7 protein-coding genes are annotated in these 16,673 nt (G+C 55.2%); 4 read left to right on the top strand and 3 right to left on the bottom strand.

What is annotated here, in order from left to right; all coding sequences use genetic code 11:
* Window positions 1–277: 277 nt before the first annotated feature.
* Both FUA23_RS20585 and atpD read right to left on the bottom strand, forming a co-directional pair.
* On the bottom strand, window positions 278–589 hold the full coding sequence (locus FUA23_RS20585; RefSeq protein WP_147932665.1) for a FoF1 ATP synthase subunit delta/epsilon: 312 nt from the start codon (window positions 587–589) through the stop codon (window positions 278–280).
* An 85-nt stretch (window positions 590–674) separates the two neighbouring features.
* On the bottom strand, window positions 675–2,186 hold the full coding sequence (gene atpD, locus FUA23_RS20580) for a F0F1 ATP synthase subunit beta (protein WP_147932664.1): 1,512 nt from the start codon (window positions 2,184–2,186) through the stop codon (window positions 675–677).
* 350 nt (window positions 2,187–2,536) lie between these two features.
* Between atpD and FUA23_RS20575 the strand changes: the two genes are divergently transcribed.
* Window positions 2,537–9,178 carry a PKD domain-containing protein gene (locus tag FUA23_RS20575; protein WP_147932663.1) on the top strand — a complete coding sequence of 2,214 codons (6,642 nt, stop codon included), beginning with the start codon at window positions 2,537–2,539 and terminating at the stop codon, window positions 9,176–9,178.
* Between the two features lie 168 nt (window positions 9,179–9,346).
* Here FUA23_RS20575 and FUA23_RS20570 read toward each other — a convergent pair whose 3' ends face one another.
* Complete coding sequence (locus FUA23_RS20570) at window positions 9,347–10,072, bottom strand: CDP-alcohol phosphatidyltransferase family protein (RefSeq protein WP_147932662.1); 726 nt, start codon at window positions 10,070–10,072, stop codon at window positions 9,347–9,349.
* Window positions 10,073–10,249: 177 nt separating this feature from the next.
* On the opposite strand from FUA23_RS20570, the gene FUA23_RS20565 reads away from it, so the two are divergent.
* From FUA23_RS20565 to FUA23_RS20555, 3 genes are all read left to right on the top strand, one after another.
* Window positions 10,250–12,019, top strand: coding sequence for a sodium:solute symporter family protein (locus FUA23_RS20565; protein WP_147932661.1), 1,770 nt, complete (start codon window positions 10,250–10,252; stop codon window positions 12,017–12,019).
* Window positions 12,020–12,231: 212 nt separating this feature from the next.
* Entirely contained in the window at window positions 12,232–13,437 is a 1,206-nt protein-coding gene (locus tag FUA23_RS20560) for an amidohydrolase family protein (protein WP_246144415.1), read from the top strand.
* Window positions 13,438–13,645: 208 nt separating this feature from the next.
* Window positions 13,646–16,672: an ArnT family glycosyltransferase gene (locus FUA23_RS20555; protein WP_147932660.1), complete on the top strand. Its 3,027-nt coding sequence runs from the start codon at window positions 13,646–13,648 to the stop codon at window positions 16,670–16,672.
* Window position 16,673: the final 1 nt, after the last annotated feature.

Raw genomic sequence — 16,673 nt, 5'->3', positions numbered from 1 at the left:
AATGAGTATCAATTTACACGCTGATGGACCCAGTAAAGCTGGTGTTAAGCATAAACGAATGCGAGCGATGTGGTCCGATAAGGCCCGTGATAAAGTTTTTCTAGATAGTATGCGTTAGCCCTGGGGGCCGGGGGAGAGGGGGATCCGTGCATCTCGTGATACACACTATTTCACCCATGAGCTGTACACCCGCCGACGGTATGCCGACAAAAAAAATCCCCGACCAGCACACTACCGATCGGGGATTCAGGTTTCCGCGGGCCAGGCCCGTAATTGTTTACCTCAGGTTCCGTGCGCCCTGTACCAACAGGTTGATTTCGTTGTTCAATACTTCAACAAAACCACGGTCGATGGTAAAGGTGAGCACACGGGTGGCAGAAGAAGCTTCGGTCATCGCCTTGGCTTTTTCGTCGTAAAACTGGTACTCGCCAGCTCCCGTTTGCACCGTAACCTTTCCTCCGGAGAGGGCGGAGACGAGAGGAGCGTGATTGTTCAGCAGTTGGAAAGAGCCTTCTTCACCCGGGAGGGTAACGCTTACAATCTTACCGGTAAGAATCGTGTGATCGGGGGTTAGAACGGAGATGTTCATGGTTCGTTGGTATTTTGGTTCGTTGGTTCGTTGGCAGTTTGGGTCGTTACCATCGAACCAAAATACCAACGAACCAAAATACTAATTACGCTTTAGCTAATTCGGCTTCGCCCTTAGCGATGGCATCCTCAATGGTACCAACGAGGTTGAAAGCGTTCTCAGAGTACTTATCTACTTCACCGTCGAGGATCATGTTGAAACCTTTGATGGTGTCTTTGATGTCAACAAAAACTCCTTTGAGACCAGTAAACTGCTCAGCAACGTGGAACGGCTGAGAAAGGAAGCGCTCTACGCGACGTGCGCGGGATACGACGAGTTTGTCGTCTTCGCTCAGTTCGTCAAGGCCGAGGATGGCAATGATATCCTGAAGTTCTTTGTAACGGGCCAGGATGTTGATTACACGCTGGGCAGTGTTGTAGTGCTCGTCGCCGATGATGGCCGGATCAAGGATCCGCGAGGTAGAATCCAGAGGATCCACCGCCGGGTAAATACCTTTCTGAGCGATCTTACGGTTCAGTACCGTTGTTGCGTCAAGGTGAGCAAACGTTGTTGCCGGAGCGGGGTCAGTAAGGTCATCCGCAGGTACGTATACCGCCTGAACGGAAGTAATGGATCCACGCTTAGTAGAAGTAATCCGTTCCTGCATCAGTCCCATTTCAGTTGCCAGCGTAGGCTGGTAACCTACCGCTGAAGGCATCCGGCCGAGGAGGGCGGATACTTCGGAACCGGCCTGCGTGAAGCGGAAGATATTGTCTACGAAGAAGAGGATGTCACGGCCACCGGTTGGGTCGCTCAGGTCACCGTCGCGGTAGTACTCCGCAATGGTAAGACCGGAAAGCGCTACACGGGCACGGGCTCCGGGAGGCTCGTTCATCTGACCGAACACGAAGGTGGCTTTGGATTCTTCCAGTTCCTTCATGTCAACCTTGGAGAGGTCCCAACCTCCTTTTTCCATATCATGCATGAACTCCTCTCCGTAACGGATGATGTTGGATTCCAACATCTCACGGAGAAGGTCATTACCCTCACGGGTACGCTCACCAACACCTGCGAATACGGAGATACCTTCGTAACCTACAGCAATGTTGTTGATCAGCTCCTGAATGAGAACCGTTTTACCTACACCGGCACCTCCGAAAAGACCGATCTTTCCACCTTTGGTGTAAGGCTCGATAAGGTCAATTACTTTAATACCCGTGAAGAGGGGCTCCTTGTCGGTAGCCAGGTCCTCGAACTTGGGAGGGGCGTTGTGGATAGGGCGCGCATCGGCACCTTTAGGTACGGCAGGCATACCGTCGATCGGCTCACCTACTACGTTGAAGAGACGACCTTTGATGGCGTCACCAACGGGCATCGCGATGGCACGACCTGTATCAGAAACCTGAGTGCCACGGGTAAGGCCGTCGGTGGCCTCCATGGAAATGGTGCGTACAGAATCTTCGCCAAGGTGCTGTTGCACTTCCAGAACGATTACTTCGCCGTTGGGGCGAGTGATCTCAAGGGCGTTGAGGATGGCGGGAAGGCTGCTGCCTTCTCCACTGAAATCTACGTCGACGACGGGGCCGATGACCTGCTTTACTTTACCGATATTTGCCATGTAGCTGTGCTTGGTGGTACGGAGGGGATTGCTAATTGAGCCGCAAAAGTACGCACTATTTGGGAAGTGACAAAGGTTTTTTAAGGGAAGTGTTTTTTGCCCTGCCGCTCTGCCTCTTTAGGGCGCGGCCGCAGGTGCAGGGCCGAAGGATCAGGGAGCAAGCGGGGAGGACAAACGAACGCTGCACCCCGGAGCCTTAACCTCCCCTCCGATCAGGCCGCCAGAAGCTTCATTTCCAGCCAGATAGTCTTAAAACCGAAACTGCAGAAGTCTTTTCCGGCTGTACTTGGGTAAGAAATGGGACTAAACTTTGATAAGGAGGTAGTTACGTTCACTTAACCCATCCCATCATGCAGCACTTTAACCGGATTACGACGCTTACCCTGCTCCTCTTATCCCTGCTTTGCACCAGCGCCAGCGCCCAGGATACGCAGGACTTCCCGCCAGACATCCTCTGCGTCCCCTTCGTGGGCGGAGGCTTCATCGGCAACGTAATCGAGGACGATATTCCCGCCGGAGTTGAATACTTCGTACGGGGCAATATCAACTCGGAATGCTTCATGGTCGACGAACGTGGTAATTTCTCCTTCACTTCCTTCGCCACCGAAGAGTTCTGTTGTGGCCCGCAGGACACCATCTACCTCGAGGTGTTTGTCACTGGCCCCGACGGCACAGCGCAGTTCATCGGAGTTCAGGCGGTTCACCTTACCATAAAATGCGCAAAGCCAGATTGCGGATTGGTTGACCTCGACGCGTTGACCGCCGTCGACCCTACCGGAGAGCAGCAGGAAACGGAGTGCATTTCGGCCTGCGAAAACAGTACGGCCACTTATCTCTTCGCCCAGAACCCGGATGCTGCCTACGACTGGACCGCAACCAACGGTACGGTGGATCCCTCCCCCGGCCTCCCCGGACAGATCAATGTTTCCTGGGGAGCGCTCGGCTTCGCCGACCTCAGCGTCGACATCTACGACGACAACGGCAACCTGATAGAAACCCGTACCTGGTGTGTAAACCTTACTCCTGCTCCGGTGGCTGACTTCACCTTTCTGGGTGTTGCCTGTCTTGATCAGCCGGTTACCTTCACCAACGTGGTTTCCGGCCCCTCCGCAAGTTACGACTGGGATTTCGGCGACGGGAGTACCGCCATTAACACCACCAACCCTACCCACGTTTACGAAACCGCGGGTACCTACACCGTTACTTTAGTTGCCACCTCCGACGGTGGCCTTAACCCCGACGGTAGTCAGGCGTGTTGCTGTACCGACTCCATCAGTTACGAGATCGAGATCGACCCGCTGCCCGGCCCGCCCATTTACTGTCTTTCCACCCTGTGCGAAGGAGACACCTCCAAATACTGGTCTGACTTTACCAACTGCGCCGAAAACACCTGGTCTTTCACCGGCGATTTCGAGATCGTTGGAGACTTCGAAGACGTGGACACCGTTTGCGTAATCTGGCACAGCGGACCCAGCGGAACCGTAAGCCTGCAGGCACTTGGCTGCGACGTCGACTACTGCCCGGTCCCTACCACCATCGTGGTTCCGATCATTTCCTCGGAAGAGGACATAAGTGGCCCCACCGAAGTTTGCCGTAACGAAACGGCGAATTACGAGCTACCTAAATGGATGACCACGCTCTACAACTGGTCGGTTAGTGGAGGCACCATCAACGGGTCCATTACCGGACACACCGCAAGCATCACCTGGCCTTCCGAGCCGGGAGAATACACCATAACCGTAGAATACGAAAGTGATTTCCTTGCCGGACTCCCCGGGCATTCCGGAAGTGACTGTACCGGAAAGGCGGAGCTGACCGTAACCGTACTAGGTGATTTCACCGTTAGTGCCTCGCCCAACCCGGCTTGTGTCAATGGTTCTACTTTCTTCAGCGGAACAAGCAACATCGACGTTGGTGCCACCTTTAACTGGTCTATCGTTGGCCATCCCGGATTTGAATCAACGGGCCAGCCCACCTATACCGTTGAATGGGCTGATTTGCCCGGCCCTGGCAACTACACCATTTCCGTAGACGTGGTAAACCCGGAAGATTACTGCGTCAGCAGCCGGACCATCACCGTTTCCGTGCGCGAGGCTGTTGACCCCACCATTAGCGGGCCAACCACTTATTGCATCGGTGACCCCGTTGTTTATTCAGTAGCGAGCCCCACACCTGGTTATTATTACTTCTGGTCGGTATCCGCCGGCACCGGCTCCGTTACACTTGGCCAGGGAGGCCCGAACGCAACCCTGGAAATAACAAGTGACAACGCGGTCGTCAGCGTAGTGGGCTATGACCAAAGTGCACCATTCTGCCTATCCAACCCGGCAACACATATGGTTTCGGCACTGGGCTTCAACTCTCCCGCAGTCATTACCGGCCCCGGGGCGTGCACCAACAGCGAAGCCGACTACAGCATAGATGTCCCTCAGCCCGCAGGCACGTCCTACGCCTGGAGCGTTTCTCCCGAAATTGCAGGCAGTGTCGTTGCGGGCGCGGACGGGCCAATGGCAACCATCCAATGGAACAATGCGCCGGGAACGGCAGCGACCATTGAACTGGTCTTATCGCTTTGTGGTCAGGATACCACCCTTGAATTCGACCTTACCCTTACGGAGCCAGCCGAGCCGGTTATTACCCAATCGGGCAGTCTTTGCCCGGGAGGCAGTACAGACCTTACCGTAAGCGGGGGCACCTTCGATGATATACGTTGGGCTGCCGGCCAGGCCCCAACCGGAAGCATTGGTACGACAGCAACCATCACCGTCACCGAACCTGGCAGTTATGTTGTATTCACTACCGACGAAAATGGTTGTACCGGCGTAGCGCGGTACCGCGTTGAAGAAGTGGACGGCCCCGACGTACAGATAAGCACTCCCCACAGCAGGCGCATCTGCGTTAACAGCCCACCCTATCCTGTCGATCCGGTCCTCACGGCATCCACCGATGCGGCAAACACCATCGAATGGTTTTGTGGCGGCGACTCTCAGGGGCCGGCGGCGACCGGAAACACCACCTTCATGCACGTCTGGACGGACGAAGTAAAAACCTTTACCTACCGGGCTCAGGTGGTAGACCCCAACGGCTGCGTTGAGCTTTCCGATCCGATTTTCATCCGTCAGGAGCTTTGCTGTGGGCCTCCGTACCGTCTTGATTCCCTCACGATGATTCACACCTTTACGGCTACTAACCGTACGCCAGACTGCGACATTATCGACCTCGTAGCCACCTTCGGAACGGATAGCATTGCGGCGTCCAACTTCAGCTGGGATTTCCTGGGGGCAACCACCGTTGCCTTTGGGGGCGATCCACTTGTTGCCAACGATTCGCTGAGTATCAGGCTTCCGGGCGTAGGTACCTACGATTTGTTTCACACCATCAGCAACTGGGCTTATGATTACGACACGACCTATACCCTCGACCCCGCTACGGGTCAACAGGTAATTGACGAAATCTTCAAGGCTGACTCTATTCTCTGCGGAGAGACCCTTAATCTCAAGGTGGTAAATCCGATTTTTGCGGACTTCGATAAGCGGGAAGAGTGCGGAACGGTCGTCTTTGAAAACCTGAGCGATTTCATTGGCGGCACCCCGCCCCCAACCGTAACGTACGACTGGGACTTCGGTGACGGATCAGGAACGAGTACGCTCTCAGACCCATCTTACACTTACTCCGATAACGGCGTTTATACCGTCACACTCACCGTCATGGACGGAGGCTGCCGGAGTATCGCCACGATGACCGTAGAAGTAACGGATTTGCCCGACTCCGCATTCACAGTTGATCCTAACCCGGTCTGCTATGGCCAGCCAGCCATGTTTATCGGCACGGGGACCAACGTAATTTCCTGGCACTGGGATTTTGGTGACGGAGCAAGTTTTGTGGGTAACACCCCGCAGCATACCTTCCTCCCGACGGGAGGTTCGGACAGTTCCACCGTAACCCTCGTCACCGAGAACAGCGCCGGCTGCCTAGACACCTTCAGTCAGGTAATTACGGTCTTCCCTGTTCCCGCTACAGACAATATCTCTGCCTCCAACGGCCTGATTATTTGTGACGGTGAAGAGACGACGCTCTCCGTAGACCTAGTGCCCGGTCTCAGCTATCTTTGGTCTACCGGAGCTACTGGCAACAGCATTGTTGTGGATGCGGCAGGCACTTACGGCGTGACGCTGACGACTTCAGACGGCTGCCAAACGATAGTCGACCCTGTCGAAGTTCAACTTATCCCACTACCGGATGCTTCATGGCTGGGCAATCCCTACATCTGTGACAACGGCTCAACCACCCTGACAGCCCTGGCCGGTGGCGGACATACTTACCTCTGGACTAATCAGGAAACCGGTGCGACCGGAACGAGTAGCGACTTTACCGTTAACTTCCACCCTTCCTTCCCGGTGCAAACAATCCTTCTTCAGGTAACCAGCAACGGTTATAATTGCACGTCTGAAAGCCTGATTACCGTGACCCAGGCCGTCAGCCCCGCGCCCGACGCTCAGATCACGGCTGGAGATGCCTGTGAAGGCACCGGTTCACTCCTCGAAGTTGTCAACTTCGACCCCGACCTCAACTACACCTGGAACACCGGAGCCGCCGGCCCGAGCATTTTCGTTTTTGCAGCAGGAACCTACACCGTTGTCGCTACCGATCCGATCTCAGGATGCACCGGAACCGACCAGGTAACGATCAATCCCTTACCAGACCTCTGCATTGTCCCTACCGGATGTTACGAAGCCTGTATTCCGGATACGATCCCCGGCCCCGTGCCACCAGCAGGCACGACGTACAGTTACCAGTGGACGAAAGACGGAGCCCCCTTCAGTAATGATCCTTTCATCATCGCAACGATGAGTGGAACGTACACCCTGACTGTCTATAACAATACTACCGGCTGTTTTGACACCAGCGACGAGCTTATGCTGGAACTCATCGATTGCTCGGACCCTGAACCGACAGACTGTGACGACATTGTTACCTCTCTTAAATCTGCGCCTGCCAGTGAGGAAGGAGATGGCTGCTGTTTCGAGCTTTTCTACACCAACATGGTTACCGATGCGTACGCTGTTCAGATCAGCAGCCCCGATGCCGACCTGACTTACATAACGGGATTAGTAAACCCGGCACTCGGCTACCACGACTATTTATACCCTTCAGTCGTCCAGCTTGCTGTTGACGAAGACCTCCTGGCTCCTCTACCGACGGATATGAATGGCCCTCCGGCGGTAACCATCTGCCCCGACAACTTCACCTCCGTACCGCAGACGATCGTAATTGAGTACCTGAATGCAGACCTGGAAGTGGTTTGCGTTGATACGCTGTACACCGATTGCCAGCCGGAACCCGATTGTGCTTACATTTCTCAGGATACGCTCTACTGTAACGACGAAGGCGGGTTGACGCTGGAAGTAGAAGTTTGTAACCCTGCCGACGCACTTTTCTCCATCAGCTACATCGATTTCCGGCCGAACAACGCAATTGCGGATGTCGACTTTGATCTTGGCTTATCCGTCTTCCCTGCAATTGCGGCGGGTGACTGCCGGGTATTCACCATCAGCTTGTCTGATCTGCCCGCAGGAGCCAGCTTCGAGTACTTCATCACGGCACACGCCGAAGACCCGACAGTCAACCCCGGCACACTGTGTTGTACCGATGACCGCGCGAATTCTATTCGTAAACTTCTGGTACCCGACTGCGACCCTTGCGATAACCTTTGGGTACGGGAAGTCTTCTCGTCTGAAGAAGACTGCTGCCACGAGATTGTTTTGTACAACGATGCGGTCGGGTTTGACTTCGACGAGATAGACCTCTGCCTGATCGGAGCCGGAAGTGCAGAACTAGCGGTTTATAACGCCCTGGGAGCTGACCTTGACGGATACACAACAGCAAATGGCGTAACAGTCCATACTGCCTCGGGAGACCTCCTTCCTTTGGGTAACCTCTTTCTCCCCACCGTTTGTATCGACGGCGGAGACTCACCCGAGTACCAGATCGAGATCAAGTGGATCAACGATAAAGAAGTTGTTTGCCGCGATACCGTCACTGTCTTCTGCAAACCGGATTGTGGTTACCTCTCGGACATCAGCATCGAGTGTGAAGACGGAGCCTTCGTGTACACAGGGACAGTTTACAACACATCGGACGTAACGATGTCTGAAGCATATATTCAGTTTGCGGACAGCCTTGGTTTGGCGAGCTACAATACCTCCATCGTATTCGGCAGCCCGCTGCCCCCGGGGGGCAGCACGACCATTCAGTTCCCGATTGGCGGCCCTGCGGGCCCCGGAGATGTGATCTGCTTCACGGTGGTTCTTCACGAGATTGGTAGCGGAGACAACCACGACAACTGTTGCGACTTTGAACATTGCATAATCCTGCCGGACTGCCGGATAGAAGCCTGTAACTGTGAAAACAAAGATGAGCTGGAGATTATGGTTAATCAGTCGTTCGACATTGTTGAATTACCCTCCGGGCCGTACGACTACCGTTTGATCCCACGGGCTGACTTTAGCAGTTGTGACTCCATCAGTTGGGTGTTCCGGCGCCTTTCCCCTACGGGCCCGCCCATCGTTATTGGTTCCAACCCGGTTGAGGACTGGACCTTTCCCGGGCCGGGCCGGTACAGACTGATCATGAGGGTTACCCGTATAGGTGACGACGGTGAAACTTGCGAATTTGTCGTACAGCAAACCCTGGTTATCCCTTCTGAAGACCCAATCAGTAACGAAGGAGGTCCGATTTTCGCTGAAGTGAGCATGTTCCCTAACCCGGCTCAGAGAGACGTAACCCTCATTGTCCCCGCGAAACTCATTCAGGGGGATAAGGTAAACGCGGGCCTCTACGATTTCCAGGGGAGGGTCGCGCGGGCCTTCAGTTGGGACAACTTCACTCCTGATGCAGAACAACGTTTCCAACTTGACCTGAAAGGCCTGCCCGCCGGTATTTATCTCGTACGTGGAGACGGCTGGGCTGAGAAGCTCATTATCCGAAACTAAGAACTTGAAGAGAAAGTAGCGGCCAAAGTCTCTCATTAGTGTTGTCGCCAAATGCTTGCTTTGCTCGTACGGCTTCGTGCTCAAAGACAATAATTGTCCTGACAGCGCGGAGACGCTACGGGTAAAGTGAGCTTTTTTTGTTGCCGTACCGCCCCCCGAACCCAAGGGTTATTCCTTTTCTAATCCATCCTTGCCCTGCACCTGCGGCCGCGCCTGAAACGTATCCAGTACGGTTACCAAAGCCAGGTACCCTACGCTGAGGAGGCAGCCCCAACGGCCGACGGCGGAAACCCGGGGATAAGCCCAAACATTCAGCAACGCAGTACCGATAAACACCACCACCATTGCGATGGTGAGCATCCACCAGCGGCCTCCGCGGCTGGGGTACGGCACGAGAATCGGGACGAAATGGAGCACCGCAAACACCGCCGTAATTGCCAGTAACACCGGCCACGAAAGCCAGGGGACAACGAAGATGAAGATATATACCACCATATTCCACATCACCGGGAAGCCCACGAAATGGTTTCCGTCTTCGCTCACCATACCTTCTAACCCGTAGTAAATGGCTGCGGAGAGAAGCATCATGAAGCTACCCGCATAAAGGGCCCATAGCGGAGCCTCAACCGCGACGAAGAACAGGTAAGCCGGGAGGATGGCGTAGGTAAAAAAGTCGATTACGTAATCGATCGTCTTGCCATCTACATTTGGGAGCACCTCCTTTACCCGCGCCATGCGGGCGAAGGTACCGTCGATGCCATCGATGACGAGCGTAGCCAGCATCCAGGCCATTGCTGCTGGGTAATCACCCTCGATGGCGGCTAGCAAGCCCATAAAACCGGCCAAAAGACCGGAAGCGGTAAAAATGTGGACAAGCCAGGCAAATAGTTTCATAACGGTAATGGATTGCAGGGTGGCGGGGCCTTCCGGATACGCCCCCCCTCTAAGCCTTGAGGCACAGATTAAAGAGAACGGAACTTTCCTTTCGGCTCCTGCAAAGCTAGCAATGTACAGGCGAACACGAATTTTATTACCTTACCACCACTCTACACACTTTTGACTTTAAGATTCATGCAGCTACAAACTCTGGACTGGGCCATTATTGCCGTCTTCTTTCTCGTCTCTTTAGGTATAGGGCTTTATGCCAGCCGTAGCAGTGGAGATTCTACCAAGGAATTTTTCCTTTCCGGCCGCAACATGCCCTGGTGGCTGCTGGGGGTATCGATGGTAGCTACAACTTTCTCGGCCGACACGCCCAACCTGGTGACCGACATCGTACGCAAAAACGGTGTTGCCGGCAACTGGGCCTGGTGGGCTTTTTTGCTGACGGGTATGCTGACCGTGTTTGTGTACGCCCGCCTCTGGCGGCGCTCAGGAGTAATGACCGACCTGGAGTTTTACGAGATGCGGTACAGCGGCGCTCCGGCACGCTTTCTGCGGCAGTTCCGGGCCATTTACCTGGGCGTGTTCTTCAACGTAATGATTATGGCCACCGTTTGCCTGGCCGGCATCAAGATTGCCGGCATACTGCTGGGGCTGGACCCGTTCACTACCGTTATTCTGGTTTCGGTCGTAACCGTTTTTTACTCCGCCCTGGGCGGTTTCAAAGGCGTGGTGATTACCGACTTTGTACAATTCACCTTCGCGATGATCGGTGCAGTATGGGCGGCTGTTTATCTGCTGAACCTGCCGGAAGTAGGCGGACTGGACCAACTCTTTGCCCACCCGAATGTCTCGGGTAAGCTCGATATCATTCCTTCCTTCGATGACCCGGCGGTATACGTTCCCTTGCTGATTGTACCGATTGCGGTACAGTGGTGGAGCGTATGGTACCCCGGCGCGGAGCCCGGCGGAGGCGGCTACGTTGCCCAGCGGATGCTGGCGGCCAAGAACGAAAAACACGCCGTGGGGGCAACCCTGCTCTTCAACGCGTTCCACTACGCCCTGCGCCCCTGGCCCTGGATTCTGATTGCCCTCGCATCGCTGGTTGTATTCCCTGACCTGGCCAGCATTGCTACGGCCTTCCCCGGGATCGACCCTTCGGTGGTGAACGATGACCTCGCCTACCCGGCGATGTTGAGTTACCTCCCCAAAGGTTTGCTCGGGTTGGTAATCGCCTCACTGATTGCCGCGCTGATGTCGACGCTTTCTACCCACCTCAACTGGGGCAGTAGCTACGTGGTGCACGACTGGTACCAGCGCTTCATCAAGCCGGAGGCTTCGGAGAAAGAACTGGTCAACATCGGCCGGATCTCGACGGTGGTGCTTATGGTTTTGGCGGCTTTTCTGGCGTTGGCGTTGTCCAACGCGCTGCAGGCATTCAACATCCTGCTCCAGATTGGTGCAGGTACCGGCCTCATCTTCATTTTACGCTGGTTCTGGTGGCGTATCAACGCTTACACAGAGATTGCAGGTATGTTCATCAGCTTCGCTGTGGCATTGATGCTGGAATTTGCCTGGCTGCCCGCAGGTCTCCCCGAATTGCTTGACCACCAAAAACTGCTGTTGGGTATAGCGATTACCACCGTAGGGTGGCTCGTTGTCACCTTCATGACCCAACCAACCGACCGGGCTACGCTGGAAAGCTTCTACACCAAGATTCACCCCGGTGGCCCGGGCTGGCAGCCCGTTGCAGCCAACCTGCCGACTGACATAACCGTTCACCCCGACTCGAATATGACACTGCGCATAGCGGCCGTATTCATTGGGGCAATCGGTATTTACTCGGTACTCTTTGCTACCGGGTTTTACCTGTACGGCAACCTCAGCGCAACCCTCATTTCGGCGGGCTTGGCTATACTGGGTATTGGTTTTCTCTGGATGAACCGCCGTAAACTTTAAGCTCAGTAGCTGGCGGGGCCGCAGGTGCAATACCGGTTGAAGGCACGGTTATCCGGGGCAGCAGTAGCCACCGGTGACTTTACCGTTCGGAAACGGGTAAGATGTTAGTTCCGGTTCAACCAACCGGTAGCAGATGTGTATTCGTAACCGAAGGCGTCTTACCTTCGCTCCCCGGTCAGACGAACGACCCAACGATCCAAAATACCAAGCAAGTGACCTACCACACCGCCGACTACCTCTACCCCATCACCTCGCCGCCAATAAAAAACGGTATCATAGCCATGGACGATGACGGCCGGATCACGGAAGTCCTGGCCCCTGCCTCTCCAACCTTCACGGCACCTGCTGCCGAGCCCGTAAAGCACGAAGGCATCCTGATTCCGGGTTTCATCAACACCCATTGCCACCTCGAGCTGAGCCACCTCGTGGGCAAAAGCCAGACGGGAAAGACGCTGCTTCCCTTTATCGTTGACGTTGTGACGCTGCGCGAAATGGAGCAGGACGTGATCGACGCCGCCATCGAAAAATGGGACCAGTACATGTGGGACAACGGCATTCAGGCCGTGGGCGACATCTCGAACAAGCTCGATACAGCGCCGGTAAAATGCAAAAGCCCCATCCGCTACTACAGCTTTGTGGAGATGTTCGACTTTCTCCAGCCCGAACGCGCGCAGGCCAGCTTTGATGGCTACAAAGCCGTTTACGACGGGCAAGCCGACAACGACGGCAACGCCAAAAGTGCCGTCCCTCACGCGCCCTACACCGTCTCGGACCCGCTCTACGATTTGATCAACGACCTGAACGACGGTACGGAAACCATCTCTATCCACAGCGAAGAAACTCCGGCAGAGATGGAACTTTTCCTGACCGGAGAAGGCCCGTTTCAGGACTTCTTCAAGGGCTTCGGAGCTAATATCGACGACTTCCAGGCTACCGGAAAGAGCTCCATCCACCACGCGATCAGCCGCATGAACCCCGCCAACCGTACCCTTTTCGTTCACAACACCCTGACCGACGCCGAAGGCATCAGGGCCGCTACCGAATGGGCCCAGAACGGTGTTTACTTCGCGACCTGCCCCAACGCCAACCTCTACATCGAAAACCGGCTGCCCCGCTACGACGTCTTCATCGACGCCGGAGCCAAGGTTACCGTGGGCACCGATTCGCTGACCTCCAACTGGCAACTTTCCATCCTGGAGGAACTGCGCACGATCAGTAAGTACCAGAGCTACGTGCCCTTCACGACAATGCTCACCTGGGCAACCATTAACGGAGCCGAAGCACTACAATTCGACGACGAACTGGGCAGCCTGGAAACAGGCAAACGCCCCGGCTTACTGGTGCTCTCGGGCCTCGAGGGTGATTCTCCCGAAGCTTTCCACATTGGTACGCAGACCGCAGTGAGGCGCATAGCTTAAGGGGTCTTTCTTCCGCTTTGGGGATTTTACCGGCTTTGATGGCGACTAAAGGCGTCCCCGGCAACAAAAAAGAGTAGTCAATCAGCTCTAAACGGTGATTTCGTGGCCGTTCCGGCAGGCAAGTCAGAAAATCAACGTAACTATACGCCTGCATATCGTTGGTGTTGTGCCGATGATTAACGGATTGCCCATAACGGATGAAGCCCCCATGTTTGGAAGAATATTCACAATCTTAGCCGTTCTAGCCTGGAGTTTTCTGGTTTTCACGGACTATGTAGTTCAACATACTTACGTAATAGAAACCCTGCAGGCAATCCCCTGTCCGGGGCTTGTTGCTTTCGTTGGTCTTACGGCTGGCCTGGCCGGGCTGTGGGCTCACCTACAGCGCAGAAGATCGGATGATCAGCAGGCAGCATTGCCTTTTCGCGGGCTTACGGCCTACCTCGCGGTGCAGGTTTTCAGTGCAGTAGTCATCATCACCTTCAGTTCGGGGGGCTTCCTGAGCGGCTCATCCCCGGTTGCGCGGGCGGGTTACTTCTTCGGCTATTCCAGTATTCATTTGGCGGGGCTCATCCTTATCGTTACTGCGGCTTACAGCCTTGGCAGCTGGCTTACCTCGTCACTGCGGGAGAAACTCGGTGAAGGCAATACGCTGGTAAACATCGCCTTCGGGTTTTCGTTGCTGGGGATTCCGTTGGTCTTGCTGGGACTGGGCGACGTGCTCAATGTTTACACCTGTTGGGGGCTTTTGCTGCTGGCCATCGGCCTGCGGTGGCGCGCGACCTTGTCCTTCCTGACGGACCTTCTCTGGACGAAACAATACGTTACCTTCAGTCGCTGGTGGTCTCCGGCAATTCTGGTGGTTCTGTTGGCCGTTACGGGTTTCAACGTGACCGCAGCCTTCAAAACCTTTCCGATCGGGTACGATGGCAGTGCGCTGTACGTCAACCTCGCTAACCTGATGGCGGACACCGGCGGACTTCCTTACGGTGGCCAGGCCTACGGCTGGTCGCTCATGATGGCCTTCGGGCAAACGCTTTTTGGCAGTCTCTCGGTAGCCATGCTGATTTCGCACCTCATGAATGTGCTCTGCGCGCTGATGGTCTACCGGCTGGCCCGCTTATGGCTGAGCCAGGATTACGCTTTGCTGGCGGCTTTTATTCCCCTCGTTTCTCCTTACTTCGGGTTCCACAGTATTGTAGACGAAAAAATCGACCTGGCCTTCGCTTTCATCATTCTTGCGGGTGTATACGTGGCGGCGCGGACGCTGGTGCAAAGCAAGCCTTCCGGAGAGTCCCTTACGGTCAGCATTCCCTTCATCAATAAAAGCCTTAGTCCCACTGCGTTTTCTTTTCTGTTGCTTGGCTGGCTGGCCGGGTACGCCTTCACGGTAAAATACACCGCCATTGTGTACGTCCTCGCCATCACGGTTTGGCTGTTCCAAAAGTACGGCGGCCGGTGGGCCTACCTTTCTGCCCTCTCCGTGGCCCTGGGCTTTGTATTCCTGAGTGGCATCTACCGGTTCGGCTACCTCGACCTTACAGGGGCGCAGAGCGCCCTTCTGGGTGCCGGACTGACGATCTCCGGCCTGACCGGGCTCTGGTTTACCTACCGCAACGAACTCCGCACGGTTCTCCAACCGGTCATGCTAACGGGCCTTATGGCCCTTTCTTTTCTCACAGCGTTCAGCCCCTGGGCGATAAAGCACGTGGCTGAGAACGGAAACGTAAGTGTTTCCAGCCTGATCAGGGGCCGGGCAAAAAAGCCGCCCCTTGAATTCATACCAAAGCTTTCTCACCGTACTTCTTCCGACAGGGTTCTCCCCCGGTTGATCAGCAACCGGGAGTTGACCTCCGCAGCCCGGCCACGCCTCGTTGGTCAACAACAGAAAAAAGACAATCGTCCCGGCAGAGACGCCACCGACGGAGCGGTGCGGGAAGAGATTCAGCGCTACCTGGGCTACGAACAGTACTTCTGGCGCTACGCTTCGTTGCCAAACGACCTCAATGCTGGTGTTAACATCCCCAACCAGCGGTACGTGGATCCGGGTTTTCTATTTTTGTTGTTCTTTCCGCTGCTGCTCTTCGCCGTGGGAAGGCAACGACCGCCCGTATGGCGGGGCGTGCTTTACGCTTGCTCTGTCCTGGTTGTTCTGGCCGGCTCGTACTACGCTATTTATGCTTCGGCGGCGGGTGATTTTGCGGCAGATTCGGCCTGGCAGGAGCTTCAGAACAAACTTGTTGCCAACGATATTCCCAGTTGGATGGCTGGTTTGCACGCTTTGTTTGTCCGACCAATCTTCATGCTGGCCGGTGTACTTAGTCCGGTTTTCTTCCTGCTCGGAGACCTGACCCTGTGGGCCACCCTACTGGTGATGTTCGGGGTGTTTGCCCTCGCCGCCCTACGGGTACGCCACCGTTTTGCTGATGATACTTCCGGAATAAAAGGGTTCGCGGGGTTCCTCGCTGTCTACAGTTTGCTATGGTGGTTGCTCGGCAACGGAGTGATTTGGTACGCGTTGCCGCTCTTCGTCGCGACGCCGATTGTGTGGTTATGGTTTCTCGAGTCGCCGGGTCGGCTCCTGGGAGCAGACTTGCGGAACTTCAGCCGGTATTTCGGAGGGGCAGTACTTTCCGTTTTCGTGCTGCTTTACACCCTGCATTACTTCACCTCGCAGTATCCGGGAGAGCCCAATACGGCCTCTATACTGCGTTCTCCCTTCGTCGAAGTCATCACCGACCCTACCCGCCCCGCCCGTAAAGCAGTTGATAAGTTCAACCCTAAAGTCTCCGAGGCGATCCGCATCATGAACGCCGATCCGTCGACCAACATATACCGGGTCAACACCCATTACGGCTTCCTGATTTCAAAAAACAGCACCCGGGTGTTCAGTGACCCGACGCTGGAGCGTTACGACCAGATTACCGCCCGCCTCGATGACAACAGCAAGTTCTTCGATATGCTGAAGGCCCAGGGTTTCCGTTACATCTTCTTTGATCTCAGAACCGCCACCGTTGACCGCACCCCCGAGCAGACCCTGAAAAAGAAATTCATCAGCATTGCGAGGGAACTGACGTCTTCGCCCAAAGTCCGGATTCTGGTAACCGACAACTACGTGGAGGACCCCGCAGCGCCACTCATCCGCCTGCCCAACGGGCAGCAGGCCAATGCCAGGTATGGCGTACACGGTCAAACCATTTACCCCGGCAATATTGCCTTGTTCGAAATCCTCTAAA

The sequence above is a fragment of the Neolewinella aurantiaca genome (assembly GCF_008014675.1).
GTDB classification, from domain to species: domain Bacteria; phylum Bacteroidota; class Bacteroidia; order Chitinophagales; family Saprospiraceae; genus Neolewinella; species Neolewinella aurantiaca.
Note: the sequence above shows the minus strand (reverse complement) of the source record. Positions and strands in the feature narration are given on the sequence as shown.